The organism is Streptomyces sp. NPDC001514 (assembly GCF_053597075.1).
The window spans coordinates 77,877-100,017 of record NZ_JBSFHO010000024.1 but is presented as its reverse complement, the minus strand read 5'-3'; the positions used below and the strand labels follow the sequence as shown (position 1 = coordinate 100,017).

Here is a 22,141-nt window from a genome sequence, read left to right as displayed (position 1 = left end):
GCGACAGCACGCGTCGGGTGAGCTCATGGAGGTCGAGCGGCCCGCCGCCCAGGACCGGGTCCATGGCGCGCATCCGGTCGAAACGCCTGAGGTTCTCGACGAGTCGCTCAAGCTCGAGAGCGCCGAGGATGTCCGGGCCCAGGGCCCGCTCGTCGGTCAGGGCACCGACGTACGCGTCGCGGGTCGGGTCGGTCGTCGCATCGGCCGGAGTGGGCCCGGCGGAGGGCCGGTCGGCCGGGGTGGCGGCGGACGGAGACGGGTCGGCCGTGCCGGATGCCTCGGCCGGGACGGCCTGGGACGGACCGGCCGGTGCGCCGGCGGCCTGGCCAGCGCCGACGGTCTGGTCGGCATTCCCGGACCCGTCGGCCGAGGGCGCCGGGCTCACCGGAGCGGACGAGGTCACATCGTCCGCGACGCCCTCCCATCCCAGCTTCGTCAGCCCGGCCTCGAAGTCCGCGAGGAGGCTGCCCCTGCCGAACTCCGGCAGGGAGGGGAAGCCGTTCGACGCGGGAGGCAGGTCGACCGGGGTGGGGGCTGACGCCTCGGACGACGCGTCCGAGGTCCGGGCGGCCGGGACCGGACCGGCCGGGGACGCGCTGCCCCCGGTCGCACCCTCCGCGACGTCGACCTCCTTGTCGTCGCCCTGTCCGGCGGCATCCGGACCGCCGGTGAGGAGGAGGGTGAGGGCGCTGCCCGCGCCGGGCGGTGCGGCCGGCCGGACCTTCGGGACATACCGCAGGCGGGCCAGCTCGTTCAGGACGGCGACGAGGACGGTACGGGGGCCGAGCCGGCCTGTCGTCACCTCCGCGCCGTCGCGATAGCCCTGCCATCCGTGGGCCGTCGTACGGCGGACACGGTCGAAGGCACGCCGCACCCACGGGGCCGGTGCGTCGGGGTCGCCGTGGATGCCGACGACGTCGACCGTGTGCGGGGCGAGCCGCTCGCTGAGTTCCCGCGCGAGTGGGGCGCTCCGCTTCCCCCACAGGGCCAGTCGACGGGCCGGGGTCTCTCCGTCGGCGGTGAGCAGGCGGGCGATCTCCTGGGCCAGTTCCCCACGCCTGAGAACCTTGCCGCGCACCATGTAGGTGCCGTCGGGGCGGGCGTCCGGGACACGGATGATGGTCGCGTTCCGGTGCGCGGTCAGCCGCTGGGCGTCCGCCTCCTGGAGGTGGTTGTCCACCACGGCGTAGCCGGCGGGGATCGTGCGCCAGGCGGCCTGGACGGCCTCGGCCGCCGTGCCTTTGGCGAGCAGGGAGTCGGCCACGGGCCTGTCCTGCGTCGCGAGGCCGTCGGCGGGAAGGTCGCCGTCCGCGGAGGTGTCCCCGGCCTCCGGGACCCCTGAGAAGTCGCCCGCGGGGGCGGCACGGCGCACCATGGCGCGGCCGCCGCGCAGGGCCCGTTCCTGGGACGCCCGCTCGGCCTGCCGCGCACGTTCCCCGGCCGCGGTGATCTCCGCCAGTGCCTCGACGGCCCGTTGGTGGTCCTCGCGGGCCTGCTCCACCAGGAACCGGGCGTCCTCGGCCCGGTCGATGGCCCGCTCGGCCTCCGCCCGCTCCTGGCGCAGATCGACGGCCCGCGCCCGCGCACCGTCGACAGCGGCGCCGTCGGCAACGGCAGGAGCCTCAGCAGCGGCAACCTCGGAGCCGTCGGCGGCCGCAGCCGCTTCGAGGTCCCGCAAAGCCTCTTCGGCGTTCCGCAAAGCCTCTTCGACGTCCGCGAGCCGCCGCTCCGCCCCCATGCCCGCCCGCAGCACGCGCCGCATCCGCTGCTCCAGCCGGTCCCGGGACGTCGCCGCGGCCTGCACGGCCTGCTCCCGCGCCGACCGCTCGCCGTTCAGCCGGAGGTGGTCGGCCCGGGCACCGTCGACCTCCTGGTGGACGGCGTCCGCGGGATCGAACAGCGTGTGCTCGATCCGGTCGGCCCGGGTGCCCGCGTAATGAACCAGGGCCAGGTCCACGGGCTCCTTCGTGACCAGCGCCAGCGCCCGGGCCGCGTCTTCGAAGGCGGCCCGGTCCGCGTCCTCGGTCAGGTCGGCCACCAGGCGGACCGGCTTGCCGCCCAGTCCCTCGGCGGCGGCGGTACGGGCGACCGCCTCGCCCAGGCCCCGCATCAGCTCGGCGCGCTCGGCGGGATCGGCGGGGACGGTCACCGCGTACGGGTGGACCACCTGGTCCGGGAACCGCTCGGCGGCTTCCGCCGCCCAGGCCTCGTTGAGCACCCCGTCGAACGTGCCGCCCGTTTCGAGGGTGAGGGCGAAGCGCTTGCCGAGGATCACATAGGTGAATTCGCCCTGGTACGCGTACGCGTTGCCCTTGAACTCGCGGTTGCGGTCATTGGACAGGGCTCCGCCGGACTGCTCCTCGTCCCTCCTCTCCCAGCTCGGCCCGGCGAGCTGGGGGTCGACGGAGCCGCCCGCGACGCCGCCGCCCACGCCGAAGGCGGCCTTCCAGGCGCTGCCCTTCTCGCTCTTGAGCACGGGGTCCGTGGCAGCCCGCTGGGCGAACCTGCCGGAGGCGCCGAACGGAGGGGAGACAGGACGCAGCACGCCCGCCAGTACGCCCAGGGCGGGCCCGGTCGGATCGGCGGTGAGCGTCATCCGGTGCGTGAACAACGCGTGGGATCTGTCCCGTGCGCGCCCCTGCTGCAGGGCGCCCAGCAGCTCCGTTCCGGCGTCGGTGGTCGGGCCGAACGCCGCCGGATACGGCACGGTCGGGCCGCCCCGGCCCTGGACATGATGACGGGCGACCGGCCGGGACAGGGTCACCGCGGGTGCCCAGAGCGCGACCAGGTCGAGCCCGGGGAACTGGATGGACTGCAGCTTCTCCGCGAGCATGGCCTCCAGCGGCCGGGGGCGGACGTCGCCGAGGTCCGTGATCGCCAGGCGGGGCTCCGGCCGGGGGCCCTCGACCTGAATCGGCGGCGGTCCAGAGCGGGTCAGGGACCGGAGGACGACGCCGCGCAGCGACGCGTGGGCGGTCCCCGGCCCGGCCTCGGGGCCGAACGCGGCTGAATCGGTGCCGGCACCGGCCGGGGCCGCATCGTCCGTAGCGTCGCCGACGTCACCCGTACCGGTGTCGGCGGTGGCCGGACCGGTTTCGGCGCCGCCCGTCGCGGGGCCCTCGTCCGCCGGGGTGGGGGTGGCATCGGTGGACCGGAGGACGACCACCGGCTTTGTCGCCTCGGACCTCACACGGGGGTCCGGTATCAGCACGAGGGGCGGCACCACGTCGCTGTCCGCGTAGATCGACACCTTGATCTGGAGCGAGTTGACGAACTCCTCGCCCCCCGCGTCGAACGGATCGGCCGTGGGCGGGTAGGACAGCCCGGTGTCGGGCAGCGCCTTACCCGGCTTGCCCAGCCTCGCCTTCATCCGGCGCTTGCCGCGCTCGGTCGCGGTGCTGCCCGACTCTCTCGCGGTCGAACGCTCGTAGGACATGCTTGCGTCGGCACCGGCGTTGAAGACGTTGTCCTTCGTGACCCGCAGGGAGGCACTGGAGCTGAACCCCTGCTTCGACCCGCTGATCACCGACTGGCCCAACTCATTCAGTGCCTGGCTGCCGAAGGCGACCCCGCCTCGCTCCCGGGGCCGCAGGTGCTGGAACCCGGTCTCCCTGCCCTGGACCACGACCGTCACGCGCTGGGTGCGCCCGAGGCTGGCCGGGACGGTCTGCCGGCGAGTGGCCTTGACCTCCGCCATCGGGATGTCGATGCGGTGGGAGATACCCACCCCCCGGAGATCGCCCGGATGGGCGCGCAGACTCTCCATGTCGTAGGCGGCCACGAGGCCGCGTCCGACCTCGGAGGCGTGGCCGAGCATCTCCTCGGGCACCAGGCCCGACCGGCGCAGCCCCTCCAGAACCGCGCCGAGCACGCCGCTGCCCGCCGGTACGGTGAACGACTCCGTCGCCTTCTTGCCCAGCGCGCCGAGGCCCGTCGCGTTCACCGTGCCCTGGAAGACGAGCGCGCGGTCGTTGAAGTGGGTGAAGTAGCTGGCTCCGAAGACGGCGCCGGAACGGTCCACATGGCGCGTCTGCGCCTGGGGGGCGGCCGGCTCGAAGTGCTCCGGGTCCTGGCTGTGGGCGAGGTCCTGCCGCAGCAGCGATGTCATCAGCAGCTGAGCCGAGTCCTCCACGAGCAGGCGCAGTGTCCGCACGCTCGTCCGGGAGCCGGCCGCGGGCTCGGCGGGAGCCGCCGGGGCCGCCGTCTTCTCACCGGACAGCGTCTGCAGGACCATGTCGGTCAGCGCCGCCGCCTTGGCGGGTGCCTTCTTGGCCACCTCGACCGCCCGGCCGACGAGGGGCTGGTCCACGCGCTGGCGCAGGCTCACCGCCGAGAGCACGAGGTGGGCACGCCCCATGCCGAAGTCGCCGCCGTCCTCGGTCACCTGCGCGTAGCCCTGGGTGGAGTTGACGTGCTCCAGCTTGCGGCCACGCACGGTACGGCCCAGTTCGGCCGACAGGAACTGGATGCCGGCCTTGTTGGTGGGGATCTTGCGTATGTCGACTCCCGCGGGCGTCGTGCCCCACTTGACGAGGAGGCCGATCGAGGCGTTGAGAGAGGCGTCGAACCGGGAGGAGCGGATCTTGGTCAGCTTCTTCTCGGCCTGGGCGAACTGCTCGAAGGTCGGGTTCACGGCGGTGAACGAGGCATCGTCCGCGGCACGTACGAGATGCCCGTGGAGGGTGAGCGAGTGCTGGATGTTGGCCGACACCGGACCGCGGTGGTACTCCTTGGGCAGCGCCACCGGCACACCGGTGCCGAACAGCAGGCGGGACACGTGGGCGCTCAGGAAGCTCCCCGTCACCGCGCGTTCGACCCGGGCGACGAGCCGCGGATCGGTCAGCACCGACTCGTTGTCGGGATCGTCCGCCACCGCGTGCTCGACCAGCATCCGGGTCACGTTCGTCACGGCATGGGCCAGACCGGCGAAGGTGATGCTCAGGCCGTCGACGCCGGTCAGGGTGAAGTCGAGCAGCCGCGGGTCCCTCAGCAGCCCCTGGAACTGGGCGAGCGTCAGCTCCGTGGTGCGCCCCGTGACGCCCGCCGTCTCCAGGAACGCCGCGCGGAACTCCTGCTTCTCGACATCGTCCTCCGGCGGGTTGAAGCCGGGGTTGAAGCCGGGGTGGGAGACCAGGGTCAGGGCGACTCCGTCGCCCTGGATCACCCTGCTGACGGCTCGGGACTTCCCCGCGCCTGTGCCGTCGGTCTCCCGTACCGTCGCCAGGTAGCGGGTCGGGTACTCGGGCAGCGCGGCCGTGTTCTTCAACGTCCTCGCACGCCGGTAAGAGGGTGTGGCCGTGTTCTCGCCGCGCTTCCGGTCGGCGCTGCGGCTGATGCCGCCCCCGACGTCGCCCAGTGTCAGCCGGACCTGGCCGCCCGGGAGCCTGAGCATGTAGCCGCCGCTGGCGCTCGCCCCCGCCTTGGCCTTGTACGTGACGCTCCGGGAGGTGCCGACGCCCCCCCTGGCTCGCGTGTCCAGCGCGAGGCCGTCCTCCGTCCGGGCTTCGGTGGAAAGGTCCCGGCCGCGGGGGATCTGCTTGACGGTGATCTCGTACGTGCGGCCCGCCACCTGGAAGATCCGGTGCAGACCCCAGTCCATGGGGCGGCTCCGCGCTGCGCGGATCGCCGGCGGGCTGGAGGATATCTGCACCAGACGGGCGAGCCTGAAGCGGTCGGCCGCGGGCAGCTTCTGCGAGCGCGTCACGGCGCCGGCCCGCTCCCCCACGCGGGCGGCCGGGGAGTCCGGTCCCCCGGCCGAGGCATCTCCCGCGGGGCGGCCGTCGATGAGGAGCTCCAGAAGGGAGCGGACCACCCCGTAGACCCGCTCCGCACCGGGTATCCGGTCGAGGGCGGCCATGCCGAGACCGGTGCCGGCGACGAGCTCGGCCGGATCCACCCCGGGGTCCGCCTCCGGCAGCGGTCGGCGCACGTGCCCGGAGAGTCCCGTGCCGTCCTCGTTCCCCGCCACGCTGCGGCTGAGCTCGCCGTCCCCGCGCAGCGCGTACTCCTCCGCGAGCGGGGCCGAGAGGTCCGCGGCGTCCGGGTGGATCTCCCAGGTCCGGACGGGCTGCCCGTCCGCATCCCACTCCCCGCCGAGCAGTCGGCGGGTGTTCCAGTCCGCGCGGACGGTTCCGCTCTCGTCCACGATCCGCACCCCGCGGAAGGACACCAGGATGTCGAGCAGGTCGTTCTCGGTGAGGGTGGCGAGCCCGGCCGTGCTCCGAGCGGCGCGGGTCAGCTCGGTCTGCCGGATGAACCGCTGCGCCGGGGTCATGTCCCGCAGCGCGGTGACCCGGGTGGCGAGGATCCGGGCCGCGGGTGAGTTCGGGGGGACGACCAGCTGGAGGCCGGAGCGGGCCGCGACGCCGATCAGGGCGACGAGCGCCTCGCGGGCGGGCCGGCTCGGGTCGGCGCCCCAGACGGGGACCGAGCCGTCCGGCTGCCAGCCCCACACGACCTGGCCGACCATGTTGACCACCAGGCCGTACCGGGGCAGTGCGGGCGTCGCCAGCACATCGGTGGCTCCGGTGCCGAGGAGCACCGGTTCCAGGCCGACGGCGCCCGTCTGGAGCGCCTCCAGGTCCGCACGTGCCTGAGGCGTCAGCCCGGAGCCGCTGACCACCACGGCCACCCGCAGCGGAGCCCGAGTCCCCGGCCCGGCCTGCCCCTGCGGACCGGTCCCCTGGTCTGCGGGCTGCGTCTGATCGGCGGGCTGCCCCTGGTCTGCGGGCTGCGTCTGATCGGCGGGCTGCCCCTGATCGGCGGGCGGTGCCGTTCGCGCGGCCGGCGTGGCCAGCTCGGCCAGGGTGCGGGCCGGGAACTCCGCCAAGGTGCGCTCGCCGGTCGGCCCGTCCCCGGTCTGGTCCCCCAGTCCGGCCGTCGGCACCGGCACAGCCGTACGAGCGGCGGTGCGGGCCGGGTTGCTCACCACGGTCCGCCCGTTGCGCGACCAGCCGTGGCTCACGCCGTTCTCGTCGAGAACGAACCCGTTCGCCACCTCGCCGCCGAACATCTCCCCCGGCGTCGCCGGGGTCCAGATGGCCTCCACGCGGCCGGGCCGCAGCGATGCCAGCGCCACGCCGTCCGCGCCCTCGGCCGGGGGCGGCGTACGGCGGAACTCCACCCGCCGGACGGAGCCGGCCGACCGGTCCTGCTGGCCCTGCTGCCCCGGCTGATCCTGCTGGTTCCCCGGCTGCCGGCCGGTTCCCTCCGGCCGTATCTCGTAGACACGGATGTCGTGCCGGGCCTTTAGGTCCGCCAGCAGGAGTCTCGTCCCCTCCCGCTCCAGCACACCGCCCGCGGGGACCACCACGGCGACCGGCCCGGCAAGCGTCAGCAGGTGCCGGAAGAACCGGCGCAGGCTCGCGGCGTCGGGGGTGCCCCCGACGCCATCGGCGAAGCCCCCCGCGGGGAACGGGCCACGCCCCGTGTTCCACGGCCGGCGCGCCATCAGACGGCTGAACCGCATGTAGGTACGCGGGTGACGTGCCGACACCATGGCCGCTGGCCGCCTTGCGCCGGGCCCCCAGAAGGCGGCCGCCGCGGCACGGGCCGCTTCCCTGGTCATACGGGGCCGGGCGGTGCCCTCCACGCCGGCTCCGCCGGCCTCGAGCGGCGCGGGCGGCAAAGGCGCGGCCGGCGCCACGCCCAGCCGGGAGATCTCCGCGAGGAACGCGCCGACCTGCGCCTCGGGGATGCCTATCTCGCCCCACAGCTCCGCGCCGAACGGGACGACCGGATCGGTCCGGAGCCTGCCGTCGTCCAGGCTGGGGGCCAGTCGGCGTTCGGCCTGCAGAACACCGGAGACCCGGATCAGGGCCCGGAAGCGCCGCTGCGAGCTCCTCTGGGTGATGGTGGACGTGTTCTGCGCCGAGATCTTGGTGGACGCGTCATAGCCGGACTCGGCCTCGACGTCCAGCGGGTAGAAGCTGGCCGAGCCGCCACCGTCGATCAGAGCCCTCACACCGAACTTGACCTTGGTGCTCCTGGAGTGGCCGGCGCTACTGGAGAGCGTGACCGCCTCCGCGGCTTCGCTGTAGCGCTTCCCCTCCTGGGACATGCCGATCTCCTGGACCCGCAACAGGGTGAACCCGAGCTCCAGGTGCCCGTTGAAACCGGCGGACTCGATGAACCGGGAGACGAGGGTGCCGGTGAGCGCGTACTCCGACCTGCTGCGCGCGAGCGACCCCTCGGCGAGAATCTCCTCGAAGACCTGGTCCGTCACCTTCGCCGCGTGCTTCGGGCTGAGCGCGAGCGGCCCGAGCAGCGCCCGGACGAAGTCGTCCCGCAGCGGGGTCGGGTCCAGGGCTCCGATGGTGCGGGTGAACTTCTCGACGGCCGACGGATTGTGGACGGGAAGGACGGGTCCCGGAGTCTCCAAGTCCTCCACGAAGGTCTTCTGGTGGCTGAGCCGCAGGGTCATGGAGTCCACGACGTACTGGGCCTGCGCCGTGCGCCCGAAGACGTCACGGACCCGGAACTCGATCAGCACACCGTGCCAGGAGTGCGTGAGCGTGTCGCCGACCACCACGGAGCCGGCCTGCAGCTCCTCGTAGAGCGTCTGTCCTTCCTTCTTCTTGGCCCCGAACCCGAGGCGGAACGGGATGAGGAAGGCCACAACCTTCCCGGCGCCGTCGAGCAGCGGACCGGAGGCCAGCGCGCGGTCCCCGCCACGGCTCCGGTTGGCCGCCTCGTGGTAGGCCGTGCCGGCGCTCTGCTGCGCCGTCTCGGAGAGGACGGAGTCGCCGCGCGGCGGATCGGCGGGACGGCCGCCGTGGGGCCGGAACAGGATCTGCACCAGCGAGTGCTGGTCGGCCACGGTGAGCCCGTTCTTCACATACGCGTTCCACTGCGCCAGGTCCTGCGTGTCGAGGGCGTTGAGCACACGCTCCTGCACCTTGAGGGCCAGGGTGTCCGACACCAGGCTCAGCGGCGCCTTCGACAGCTTGTTCGGCTCGTTCGGCTTGGTCTGCCGGGGCCGGGCGGCCGCCGTCTTCAGGCTCTGCACGGCGCGGACCGCGCGGACCGCGGCGTCCGGCGCCCGGGTCGCCGACACGACCTCCGACGCGCCGAGGGCGTACACGCCGTCCTCACCGCGCACGTACCACGGCGCGACCTGGTTCGTCCGGGCCGAGGCGCTCAGCGCGTTCAGCAGCGCACTGCCGGCGCCGGGGGCGGTGTCCGGCCCCATCATCTCCGTCGCCGACCGCTGGGTGTGCTGGTCCCCCAGGTCCCCCGCGAGGATCAGGTGGTCGGCGGGCAGCCCCGACGTCGCCTTGCCGAACCGCTTGAAGCGGTCCCGGTTCCTGGTCAGCCCCTTACCGGGGAGTGCCGTCACGCCCAGGACGAGATGGGTCAACGCAGGGAACCGGGAGGGGATAAAGGTGAGGGGGTCCTTGGAGGCGAGCGCGACGCGGCCGGTCCGGTCGTGGATGCGCTGGGCCAGAGCGGGACGGAACGTGGTGAGAACCGGGACGACCTCGGCGTCCATCGGTCGGGCCACGAGCGCCGGGTCGTAGTGGACCAGCGCCACGAACTCTTCCTGCCCCATCGGGATCGGGTCGAGACCCGGCAGCTTGATCCAGTACCCGTCCGTCCCGAACGTTTCGGCGTACGCGAGATGGGCGTCGGTGAAACCAGCGCCGGTGCGCTCCGCGTAGCCGATCCTTCCGTCGGCCTGGCGGATGTAGGGGTGGATCTTGGCCGTGTCCACGGTCAGCGGCGCGTCGCCGGGGACGGCCCAGTTGCGGCCGGCCCGGCCGCCCTGGTGGTGCAGCATCATCGTGCCCGGGCCGTAGGCTCCGAGCTTCATCACGTGGAACGCGGCGATGTCGTCCGCCAGCCGGATGTTGATGCCCCTCGCCACGGCCTGGCTGACCAGAGCGAGCGCCGCGGCCTCGGGGTCCTGGACCGGCACGACGCTGGTGTGCAGCAGCTTGGCGAACAGTTGCTCGCGCTCCGCCTCGGGCAACGTCTTGACGCCCTGTTCCCAGGCCGCGGCCTGGATCATGGCGGAGAAGAGACGGTTCAGATGGCTCTGTTCCACGGGGGCGTCCGGGGCCAGCCCCAGAGTCTCCCGGGCGAGCGCCGCCAGGTCCGGGGCCGTGTGCAGGCGCAACGCCGCGTCGGTCACGTGCGGTATGGACAGCACGGTGGTCAGCGCGGGCACCTCGGACCGGTGAGGGGGAAGCGAGTCCGCCGCGTGCCGGAGCAGCCTGCGATAGGCGGCGGGATCGACCGGGTCGCCGAGGGCGGGAGAACCCGCGTGGGCCCGGGCCGCCTGCTCCAGCAACCGCATGGACAGCGGGCCGGTGTCGCCCAGGTGGGGGTCGGCGGCGCGCATGCGTTCCAGGGCCGCGGCGCCGTTGAAGAGCCCCCGGAACTCGCCGTCGAGCTGGACGTCGGGGCCGACCATTCGGACCAGTGCCCAGTACAGGCGCCGCGTCACCTTGAGGGTCCGCTCGTCCACGGGACCGTTGTGGGGGGCCAACCCCGAGGCGCGGGCGAGGTCGGCCAGTTCGTGGTCGAGCGGCTCGGGACGGGCGCGCTCCCACCGGCCCAGCTCACCCGCCGCCTCGACGTCGAGATGGGCCGGCTGGCCGTCGACCTTGCTCACGATGAGTGGCCGGTCCGGGCCGCGGACGTTCACCCGCGTGGTCTTGGCGCTGTGCTCAACGTAGGAGAGGTCCTCCAGCGGGTCGCCCACCAGGGGAGGGAACATGCGGTACTCGTACGGGCCCGACGAGACGCCCGGGGTGGCACCGCTGCTGCAGGCGCCGACGGTCAGCCACTCCTCCGCCCCCAGTCGCCGAACGCCAGGCAGAGTGGCGGCGTAGCCGCCGAACGCCGGAGCGTCGACCACGACCGCGTAGCCGTCGACGCTGAGTTCCACGCCGGCGGTGGAACCGTGGCCCCACCAGGTATACGAAGCGGCGTTTGTCTCCCGCGCGCCGATGCCTGCCGGGACACGAATGCGCCTCGCCCGGTCGAACCGCGTGAACTCCTTGTCGGGCCCCACCTTCTTGACCATGCGGACGATGGCGTCCAGCTTCGGGGCGAGCGCCGACACCGAGCCGGTCTCGACGTTGTCGACTCCCGTCACCGGTGTCCGGTCGACCTTGGAGTGCCAGTCGGGGGCCTGTGCGATCGAGGGCAGGACCGCCGACGATCCGGCGGCCCGCCACTGGCCCGGCGTCGGCCCGGCTCCGGGCGCACCGGCTCCCCGCAGGGACAGTACGGGGACCGCTTCGCCCTCGGTCTGGGAGAAGATGGGGAGCCCGTCGGTGTACCAGACCAGCCCGCCCAGGCGCTTCGCCACCGCCAGGGGAAGGAAGGGACCGATCCTGGGCCTCTGGCCGCTGACCACAAAGACCGTGTGGGTGTTCGGCGCGGTCGGCCGGTGGCGGTCGATGTGCAGCAGTTCCGCGAGGACGTCCTCGCCGATGGCGTACTGCTGCTCCTCGCGGTCCGTGACGAGGATCGTGCCGTCACCGCCGTCGGATATGACGCCCCAGGCGGGCCCCCACGGGGCGCGGCGTACGCCGGTGCGCCGTAGTGAGCCGTCGGGCCCTGCCTCGACGACGCCGATGTCGCGCAGGTCCACCTTCCGGGGTCCACCGAGCGCCCAGATACGTCCGCCGGGGCTGCCGTCCGGGTTCTGGTAGAGGAATCGCTCGTCCAGGACGCCCCGGTGCTTGAGCATGACGGCGGTCAGCCGCGCGGCCGTGGGGGCCTCTCCCGCGTCGGGGTCGGCCGCCGCGGCGAGGAACGCGCGCCGCCGCGCGTCGCTGATCTGCGCGCCGTACCTCAGCGGGCTGACGCGCGAGACCAACGCGTCGAGCTTGCCCGCCAGGTCCGTGACGTGGCGCGGCGCTCCCATGGCGTCGAGCCGGCCGAGCACCGCCGCGTGGGCGTCGAGCAGGTCCCGGGATGCGGTGCCGGGCTCGTAGAGGCGGTCCAGCAGAGCCCGGATGTCCGCACCGGGCAACGCCGCGTGAGCCGGCGACGCCGCGGGGACGGCCCGCGGCTGCGGGGGCACCACACGGAAGATGTCACCCGGTGCCCGCGAACCCGCGCCGCCAAACGCACCGGTGACCGGCGGCAGCGGAAGCGCCATCGGCGCGAGGTCCATCCCCTGCCCGGGGTCCGGCAGCTCGCCGACGCCCTCGCCCTCCAGGACGTCCGCGACCGGCGGAAGCGATACCTGCCCCGCACCACCCGGACCGGCCTCCGCCATGTCGACGTCAAAGCCGTCGGCCGCTATGTCGACGTCAAAGCCGTTGGCCGGGAGGCCGACGTCCGGCTCCGAGCCCTCAACGTCAAAGACCGCGTCCAGGTCCATGCCCGCACCGTCGGCCGGGCCGGCGTCCGCCATGTAGTCGTCAAAGCCGTCGGCCGGAAGGCCGACGTCCGGCTCCGAGCCCTCAACGTAAAAGACCTCGTCCAGGTCCATGCCCGCACCGTCGACCGGGCCGGCGTCCGACTCCAGGTCCACACCCGCACCGTCGGCCGGGCCGGCGTCCAGCTCCAAGCTCAAGACGTCGGAGCCCGCGTCCAGGTCCATGCCCGCACTGCCAGCCGGGCCGGCGTCCGACTCCAGGTCCCATTCCGAGCCGTCGGTCACCTCGCCCATGTCCTCGTCCGCCGGCGCCAACTCCGCCTGGACGGTCTGGGCGCCGTCCACCACGGGGAACGAGAGCGGCTGCGTCGAGTGCACGAGGCGCATCCCCGTGTCCGTGGCGAGATCGGCCACCTCGATGGTGTCCGTCGGCGGCGTGGGGAGAAGCAGCGTGAGGTTGGCTCCGGCGAACCGCCAGTCGGCGCGCAGCGGGTCACGCCTGATCAGAGCCGCCCCCACCGCGTAGGCGACGGTGTACGTCCGGCCGCCGAAGGTCAACTGGAGGCGGGCGGGGCGGTCCGGCTGCCGGGGCACGGCCTCCCGCGCGCGGACGACGTAGTGCGGGCCGCCGTCGGGCAGGGCTTCGGACGCGCTGTCGAAGCTCACGGCCTCCCGGAAGCCCGGGTAGTGCAGGGAGACGCTCACGCCCGTCAGGTCGAGGGGTGCCCCGGGCGATCCGCTGTACCAGTCGCGTCCGCGCTTTTGGTTCTCCAGGTCGAGGATCAGCGTGTCTTCCTCGCGGAAGGCGCCGGCGCGATCCAGAGCGTAGGCGGCGAGGTCCACGTCGTCGGTGAGGTCCACATCGCCTGCGAGGGCCGCGTGCAGCACATGCCACTGGAGGGCGGCGCGCTCGTGATCGCTCAGTACCTCGGCCTGGTCCGGGGCTTGGTTCTGGTCCTGGTCGAGGAGGAGGATGGCCCGGCCGCGAGCGGCCGCGGCGGGGTCGGCGAAGAACCTCTGCCGCCACCCGTCGACACGCACCGCCGCCCAGAGCAGCCGCGCGTTGTCGGCGCTTGCCGGGGCCGCGGCGCCCAACTGCGCCCTGTCGTCCGCGCTCAGACCGGTCATGAAGTCGAGGGCCCGGCGCAGGGACCGCACGGGCAGGTAGTCGGTCAGCGGCGGCACGGAGTCCGGGTCCGGGAACGGTTCGGCCGCGATCCAATTCAGCGCCCGCGCGTAGTCGTCCGCGCCGAAGACCGCGCGGCCCTCGGCGAAGTGCTCCTGGACGAGCGCGTCGAGCAGGTCCGCATCGAACGGACCGAACGGGGCGAACTCGAGCGTGGCCTCCCACATCCGCGCCAGGGCGCCGATGCCCGCCCAGAGGACGTCGAAGTCTTCACGCCTCTGGACCCGCGCGCCGAAGAACCGCTTCAAGGCACGCAGCGCCTGAAGCGTGGTGGTGTGGTCGGTGCCCGGCCCGTGCGGGAGCCTGGCCTCGGCGGCCAGGTCGTCGAGTGCGGCGCCCTCAGGCTCGGGTACGAAGTGCACCTCCTTCCCGTCGGCGTCCGTGGGGGCGGCCCCTCCGTGCAGGGTGCGGGCCCAGGCCGGGACGTTCACGTCGCGCCGGGAGAGGTTGGCGGTCCGCTGGGCCGGCGGGAGCTCGCCGGGCGGGTCCGCCGGCCGGCCGCGGCCCGCGAGCCGCGCCGCCGACGGCGCGTACCGTTTCTGGTCGTACCACTGGATGCCGAGCCGGAGGGGCTCTGGGGGCTGCGCGGCCGCCTGCGGGCCGGCCTGTTCACCAGCCTGCTCACCGGCCGCTGCTTGAGTCCGGGTGCTGTGGAAGGGGCCTTCCTTGTCTCCCCGCTTCCTCTCGTAGAAGAAGCGAAGCACTCCGTCGGGCAGGCCGGGGCGACGCTCCACGGTCAGGCGCGTTCTCGTCGTATACAGGGGGTTGTTGTCCAACCCGCCTTGGACCACCGCGCGGAAGGCCGCGTCCAGCGGATCGGTGGAGGCGATGAGCCACGAGCTCCGGTTCACGAGGCCCGACCGCCCGTCTCGGCGAGCGCGCAGTCGCTCCCGGTGCAGGACCATGAGCGCGGCGACCACTTCCGCGGGCGCGCGGTGCATGACGCTCGCGCGGTCGGCCACCATGAGGTGGTCGCCGCCGCCCGCGGCGAACAGGACGTACGCGGTCCCACGCGGCTTCTTGTGGTCACGATGCAATTTGACCGGAATCGGGTCGAAGCGGGCACCGGACAGGTCCGGGTGCCAGTTGCAGCCGGTGACCAGGCCGTCGGCGTCGAGCAGTTCCCGTTCCGGGTCCAGCGCCCCGAGATCCGCGAGGCGTAGCGCGGCCAGCGTCGCCGGGTGGTGGGGGCGGGCGGCCCCATCGCGCAGCAACAGGTCCACCAGCTCCTGGCGATGAGCCGGGGTGACCACGGCGCCGTCTCCCAGCAGCAGGACGTATCGGGCCATCGCGTCAGGGTCCCCCCACGCCCCGATGGCGGGGTCGGGGCCGTTTGGCCCGTACAGCTCCCCCAGCAGCGCGCCGACGGTCTCGGCGGTGGGTTCGGGCTCGCCCGGTCCGGCCTGCTGGGGGCCGTCGTCGGGGGCGAAGGCGAAGGCGTCGCCGAGGGAGGCGTGCAGCGCGCGCTGGGCGTCCTCCCCCGGGTCCGGCACCGCGGTGCCGGAGGCCGCGGTGCCGGCCGTCGTGGGCGGCTGGATCAGGCCGCGGCGGGTGGCGTCGGTGAGCCCCGCGGCGGTGAACCACACGGTCCTGCCGGTGCGTTCCCGGACCGCCCGCGTGGGCGGCGGAGTGTCCGGCGCCTTCGCGAACTCCAGGACGAGGCCGGTGGTGATCGGGCGGCCGATGAGATCGGGGTCGTACGAGAGGAGCAGCCCGAACGCGTCCCAGTCCAGGGTGACCGGGTCGGCCAGGCCGGGGAGCTGGACGACGACGTGGTCGGCGTCGGCTTCCTGGACCTGGTAGACGACGGAGCGGGACTCCGCCGGCAGCGGCTGGGCCGTGGTCGTGTCGGGGGCGGCGGGTGCGGGGGACGCGGTCCCGTCCGTGGCATCGCCACCGCGCGGCGGCATAGGTGCCCAGGCCCGTCCCGCGAAGGCGCCGCTGCCCGGTCCGCCCTTCCGGGTGACCGGGGAGAAGGCCGCCCGCTGCAGCCTGAAGACGAGCAGTTCCGTGTCGTCAAAGACGTCACGCCCGGCGGCGGCCGCGCCGCGCACGAGGCGGTGGAGTTCCGTCCACCGTGCCTCGGTGAGCTCGGCGGAGTCGGACAGGCCCAGGATCCGGCGGGCGCGGGCGGCGCCGTGGCCTGGGTCCGCCGTGAACCGGAGACGCCACTCGGCCAGGTCGACGTGCGCCCAGTAGAACCGGGACACCTCGACGGGGCCGACGGGCGTTCCCGACGGCAGTCCGAGCAGCTTCGCGGCGTGCCGGCGCGGGTCGGGCAGCGCCTGGGCGATCCGCGCCAGGAGGGGCAGCCCGAACACCTCAGTGAGGGGTCCGACGACCGGGTTCGGGCCCTCGCCTAGGGCGGCCAGCACCGCGCGGTGGGCGTCCGGGTCGGTCTGGCCACCGGACCGGTGGGCGATGACCCGGTCCAGGAGGTCCAGGGTGAAGGGTCCGACCGGGGTGAGGGAGAGGTCGGCAGCCCGCGTCCGCTCCAGCCGGCCGATGCCCCGCAGCAGGGTGTCGAAGCCGGGATCGTCCTCGATGCCGCGCCCCAGGCGCAGCCGCAGGGCGCGCACCAGCCGCAGGGTGGTCTGCGCCGTCTCGGCGGGCAACGGTCCCTCGCCGTCGAAGAGTTGCGCGGTACGGGCGTATCGCTCCAGCACCTCGCCCTGGGGATCGGAGTGGGAGGTGACCGTCCACCGCCCGTCACGGCCCGTCGCGTCGGCCCAGGCGATCCGCTGCGGCCGTCCGCCGGGCGGCGGCGTCGTCAGCACCGTCACCCCGGGCGCAGAGCGCACGACCTTGCCGGAGACGTTGCGGACGTGCTGGGCGACGGAGACGGAGCTGTCGGCCAGCGGGTCGGGGACGTACGGCAGGCGGCTCCACCAGGCGGAGGTCCCGGGCTCCGCGCTCCCGGGCACGGGTCCGGCCGGCGCGTCGCCGTTGCACAGGGTCAGGTCGATACGGCCGTCGTCGCCGAGCGCCGCCTCGGTCTCGGTGAGGTAGCCGAGGTAGTCGGCGAACTCCTTGTCGGTGATCCATCCGCCGCCGCCGTCCCGGTACGGGATGAACACGGCGCCCGCGGTGCCGTGCCCGAGGTAGTCGTACGACGGCCGGTTCAGCTCGTCTTCCGGGAACGGCGTGGCGGCCAGCTCGCCCGTCACCGGGTCGGCCACCAGGAACTTGTCCCGCCCGGACCAGGTGGCCAGGGACGCGGTCTGGGCGCTGGTGAGGCTGCCGGCGGGCAGCATGACACGGCCCCGCACCAGGCCGTAGTCGTTGGGCCCGACGGAGGTGACCGCGCGGGTGGCCGCCTTGGCGTACCAGTCCGGCAGTTCGCCCGGGGAGCGCAGCACGGTTCCCGGCCGTACCTTCGCGAACTCGGCTTCCGGGCCGGTCAGCGTGATGTTCAGCGGTGCGCCGTCGGACAGCCGCGCCTCGCCGGCGCCGGTGAGAGCGGCGAAGACCTCACGGCCGTTGACGTTGGCCACGCGGCGCGGCCCGTCGAGGTGTCCGTCGCCGACGGACCGGCCGAGGAAGACGATGGGTGTGTCCTGGGGCCGCTGCGCGAGCAGGTGGTCGAGCTTGAGGAGTTCGGCGGCGACGGCGAGCCGGACCCAGTGCACCCCGCCGGGGGTGCGCACCATCACGTGCTCGTGGTCGCCGTCGGTACGCACCCCGTAGGCGTTCCGCCAGGGGGCGGCTTCCTTGCGGGGCTCCCCCTCGCCGTCCTCGGGCAGGCGCACCACGGTGGTGAGGTCCACCCGTGTGTGCGGGCCGGAGCCGGTCCAGTCGCGTCCCGCGACGCTGCCGTCGGGTCCGCGGAAGACGTACGCGTCGTCGAGCGCTCCCAGGTCCGCCAGGCGGAGCGCCGCCACCTTCGGCAGGGTCATGCCGGGCGTGTCCGCGTGCCGCGCGAGCAGGCTGAAGAGCTCGGCACGCTGGGCCGGGGCGACGGGAGTGGCGGGGCCGAGGCTCAGCACCAGGCGGGTCGCCGCGTCCACGGCCGTGCCCAGGTCCACCCCGCCCCGGTCTAGGCCCTCGGGCCCGATCAGCCGGCGCAACAGGGCGAACCCGCGCAGCAGGCCCAGATAGCGGTCCTGGTCCGCGACATCGTCGCCGTAGACCTCGGCCAGGAGCAGATCGCGCTCCGGGTCGGGGTCTGAGGTGTCGGGGGTGGCGGAAGGGGCGGTGCGCCCGATGCCGGGTGCGGACTCGGAGCCGGACGCCCCGGGCGTGTCGCCGGGGTCCGTCGTCAGCCAGACCGGGGCCCGGCCCTCGTCGTCCGGACCGAGTTCGAGGACCATGTCGTACAGGGGCAGCGGGGCGCCGTCCTCGCCCAGAACCGGACTGAGGAAGAGCGAGCCGTCGGGCGCCAGGCCTCGCCGGCCGTTGGCGTCGCTGAACATCCGTCGCAGGGCGGCGCTCTCACGCCCCGGGGAACGCCCGACGACCGGGAGCACGCTCCTGGTCGGGTCGGCGCCCTTGAGCAGCGGTTCGCGCCTGGCCAGCGCGATCAACTGGGCATGCGGCACCTCTACTTCGGGCCGTGCGGCGCGGGGCAGGGAGAGGAGCACGCTGCCCGGTCCCCCGCTTCTTCCGGCCAGCAGGAGGTGGGGCGGGGTGGCACCGGCGGCCTTCCAGGGCGGGGTCTCCACCCCGGCCGGCCGCACCGTGCCGTCGGCTCCGCGGACGCGGACGCGTATGTCGTCGGTGTCCACCTGGATCTGACCGGCCGTACGCAGGGCCCAGTTGCGGCCCCAGGCCCGCCTGCCCTCAGCGTCCAGGACGAGGGTGGTGTCGTCGAAGGCTCCGAGTGCCAGCTCCAGGTGAAGGGCGCCGAACGCGTCACGGTCACGCGGGTCCACCCCGGCCGCGACGGCACGCACGGCCAGGTCACGTATCTGCCGGACCAGGTCATCGGGCGCGGTCCGGTCGCCCGGCGCGAGGTGCAGGACCTCGGCGGCGAACGCGCGGAAGCCGGCGGAGTCCACCGACCGCTCCGCCCACCACCGTTCCGCCTCGGTCTCGGCCATCAGCAGCCGGCCGGTCTCGGCGGGTCCGACCGGCGTGCCGGCCTCCCGTCGCAGGACGTCGCGGACGTAGGCGGCGTAGGCGTCCTCGCCCGCCGACCGGATCCGGCGGACGGTGTCGGCGGCGGCACTCAGATGGTTCAGGGCGGCGAACGCGGTGAGGGCCGTGCCGGCGTCCTCGCGGAGGGCCGCGCCGGCCCGCAGCAGGGTGTCCCGGTACGCCTCGGCGTCCACGGCACCGGCCGGGGCGGCCGGATCGGCGGAGCCCCGCAGGCGCGCCCGCACGGCCTGGGCGACCACGGTGAGCACGCCGAAGGTGAAGGGTGTGAGACCAGAGAGGGCACTGTCGTTCTGCCGCATGCGTTCCAGGGCGCCGGCGCCGCGCAGCAGTTCCGCGAACGTGGGGTCGGCCGGGTCGGGCGCCAGGCCGGGGAACGCCGCGTTCAGCATCCGCAGCAGGCGCAGCGTCGTCTCCTTCGCCGCCTGCGGCCGGGCCTGGTACCAGGGGCCGAGGTCGGCCACGGCGACCAGGGCGTCGAGCCGCTCCCCGTCCGGGTCGGGCCTCAGTCGCGTCACCTGGCCGGGCGTCCCGCCCTCGCCGCCCCGCCCGGGCCGCCGGCCGGGGAGGGAGGAGTCCCGGCCGGTCGTCACGACGTCGCGGTCGCTGTCGTTGGCCGTCATCTGGGCCGGGGTGTCCGCCAGCGGGTCGGGTCCGGCGGGGCCGGTGACGGGCACGGCCCAGGCGTCGCCGAGGACGATCGGCGTCTTGTCCGCCGCGGCCGGCTGTACCGCGCCGCCGGTGCGCGGCCACGCTCCGAGCGTTCCGGTGGACAGCGGCAGCGGGCCCTCGGGCGTCTCGATGACCGCCGACCAGGGGGATCCGTCGCCGGGGAACCCGGGGAGCCCGGTGTTCGCGCCGAGCGGCGAGTCGACGGCGTAGGGGCTGTAGGGCTCGTTGAGCGCCGGTGCGACCGGACCGGCGGCTTCTGCGACTTCCGTCGCTGTCGTGGCTTGTGCGGTCTCGGGAGTGCTCGCGCCCGACCGGGCCTGCGGGTGCCGCCATTCCACGGGACCGCCCGGCCCGGTCTTGGCCGGCCCGGGCGTGGTCAGCGCGAGCCCGGAGGTGTTGACGGGCGCGCCCGGCATCCGGCCGGTGCCCTTGCCGTAGGCCTCCGGCGTGGCGGCACCGTGCGGCAGCACCTGGCCGGGGAGGTCGGCGGCCCACGCGCCGCCATCGGCCCACGCGCCCACACCGTGCACGCCGGCGCGTCCGGGCTGTTCGAAGACCACGAGGTCCCCGGTCGTGTACCACACGGGACGCGGCCGGCCGTCCGCGCTCCGGGGGGCCGAGGACGCCCCGGGGGTGAGGTCCTCGGACCGGTCCCAGAGCAGGACCAGCGGCGTGTCGGGACGCCCGGCGGGGAGGGGGGCGAGCGTCAGGAGTTCGGTGAAGACGTCCTTGCCGGCCCGGAACAGCCGCGGCTTGCCGTCCTCCTCGTGACGTACGAAAACGTGGCCGTCGTCGCGGTCGGCCAGCAGCCCGAGCGCGTCACGGCCCCACGGTGCCTTCTCGGCACGGGCCTGCGCGAGCGGGTCTCCGTCCACCCGGGGCAGGACGGCGACCTTCGACAGGTCGAGAGTGTCGATGGTGCGGCCGGACCAGTTCCAGGCGACGGGTTCGCCGTCAGTGCCGCGGATGAGGTAGGCCTCGGAGAACGCCCCGAGGTGGGCGAGCCGGCGGGCGGTGAGGTTCGCCAGGCTGTGCGCGTCGTCGGCATAGGGGGCCATGACCGCGTCGAGGAGCCGCTGGCGGTGCTCCGGCGTCGGTACGGTCTCCGGGGACAGGCCCAGGACGAGCCGGGCGATGTCGTCCACCAGCGCGGGCGTCAGCCGGCCCTGGCGCAGGGCAGCCCCGGAACCGGACCGCAGTTCCTCAAGGCGGTGCAGGGCACGCTCGCGCCCCTCCCCGGTCAGCGGGCGAACGGTGCTGCCCAGAACGGGGTCGGCCGCCGCGCCCCGGGCGGTCGCGGCCCGACTGTCCGTGCTGTCCGGTCCGGCCACGACGGGCCCGCTGTCCGCCGCCGTCTCCCAGACGAGAGGGTTCCTCGACGTGAAGCGCCGCTCCGTACCGGCCGGCGCCTCGTCCGGGGCCGGGACCGGAGCCGGGTCGGGGGCGGGGTCCGCCGCGGAATACGGCGTGGGTTTGGGTTCGGCGGGGGCGGCAGCGAGGTCCGGTTCGTCGTGGAGAGTGTGGTCGGTCGCGGTACTGGCGACGCTCGCGGCGTCGGAGAACACGCTGGCGGCGTCGCTGTCGGCGTCGGTGTCGGTGTCGCTGTGGGTTTCGTCGTCGGTGTCGGTGTCGGGGACCTCGTACACACTCGCGGTGTCAAAGTCGGAGACGGTGAACACGCTCGCGGTGTCGGAGAACGTGCTGTCGAGCTCGGAGACCGCGTCGGAGCCGTCGCCGGTCGTGTCGTCGGCGGCCGTGTCCGGGGACCAGGTATCCGTCGTGCTGACCATGGTCTCGCCGGCCCCGGAGGGCAGTTCCGGGACCGCGGTGAACGCGCCCGCCCCACTGCCCTCGTGCCGCGGATCCGTGGTGACATGAGCGATCCCCAACACCCCGTCGGCCCCGTCCCCGCCGTCCGACGGAGCCAGCGCCACATCCTTGCCCGACGCCCACACCCGCACCCGCCGCCCGCCGGCCGGCCCCGCCTTCGCCTCCAGCAACACCGACAGACGCGACACCAGACTCGCCGGAACACGCGGAACCACCAACAGCACATCGCTGCCCACAGGCCGCCCCGGATCCGCCGCCAGCACATGCGCGGCCTCCTCCACCGGCACCCGCACCACACCCGACGGCGTGGCCAGAACGACCAGATCCCCCTCCGCGTCCGCCACCACCACCCACACACCCGCGGCCCCGGCCCCGGTCTCGGCCGGCAGCCACGGCGCCGGCTGCGACCCATGGAACACCAGCCCCCGCGACGCATCCGGCACATACACCCCGACCCGCGCCGCATCCACCTGGCCCAATCCCGCCCCGGTGAAGTCACGGCCCCCCGACACACCCTCCCCCGGCGGCAGAACCGTCGCGTCCGCACCCGGCCCCCCGAACAACTCCCGCCCGAGCTCAAAGGCGGCGACCTCATGCAGACTCCCCGCACGCCCCGCCTCCGCCGCCCCCGCCACCGACTCCAACGCAAGCGCCCGGTCCCCCGCCCCGACCCCCACGCCCTCCGGCACATGCAGAACCTGCCGCACCACCCCGTCCAGCCCAGCCGCCCCCGCCCCCCCACCAGCCGACGACAGCCCACCCAGACCATCCACCACCGCCGCCGCCTGCGCCAGACGCCCCACCGCGTCCCCGGACAGCCCTGCCTCAAGAGCCACCTGCCGCGCCAGATCCCGATGCACCTCACCCACCGGCACATCCCCGAACTCCGACACACCGTCGGACCCCGGCACACCGTCGGACCCCGGCACACCATCGCCCGGAACCAGCCCCTCTACACCTTCCCCACCAACAACACCCGCACCCGCACCAATGCCAGAACCCGTGCCCGTGCCAACGCCTGA

At 74.1% G+C, this 22,141-nt stretch carries 2 protein-coding genes (1 of these 2 running past the window's edge); one reads left to right on the top strand and one right to left on the bottom strand.

Annotation, left to right across the window (positions count from 1 at the left end; translation table 11 throughout):
* Nucleotides 1-21,826, bottom strand: part of the annotated coding region (locus ACWCXB_RS24310; protein ID WP_450725589.1) for a lonely Cys domain-containing protein (this coding region is incomplete at its 3' end). 19,268 nt of the annotated region lie to the left of the window's left edge; 21,826 of its 41,094 annotated nt are in view.
* Here ACWCXB_RS24310 and ACWCXB_RS24305 point away from each other — a divergent pair.
* Nucleotides 21,809-22,141 carry a hypothetical protein gene (locus ACWCXB_RS24305; RefSeq protein ID WP_450725588.1) on the top strand — a complete coding sequence of 111 codons (333 nt, stop codon included), beginning with the start codon at nt 21,809-21,811 and terminating at the stop codon, nt 22,139-22,141. The two genes, ACWCXB_RS24310 and ACWCXB_RS24305, sit on opposite strands and share 18 nt — an antisense overlap.

Coding starts and splice junctions, on each gene's coding strand:
- ACWCXB_RS24305 (WP_450725588.1), top strand. CDS start 21,809: ATGCAGAACCTGCCGCACCACCCCGTCCAGCCCAGCCGCCCCCGCCCC.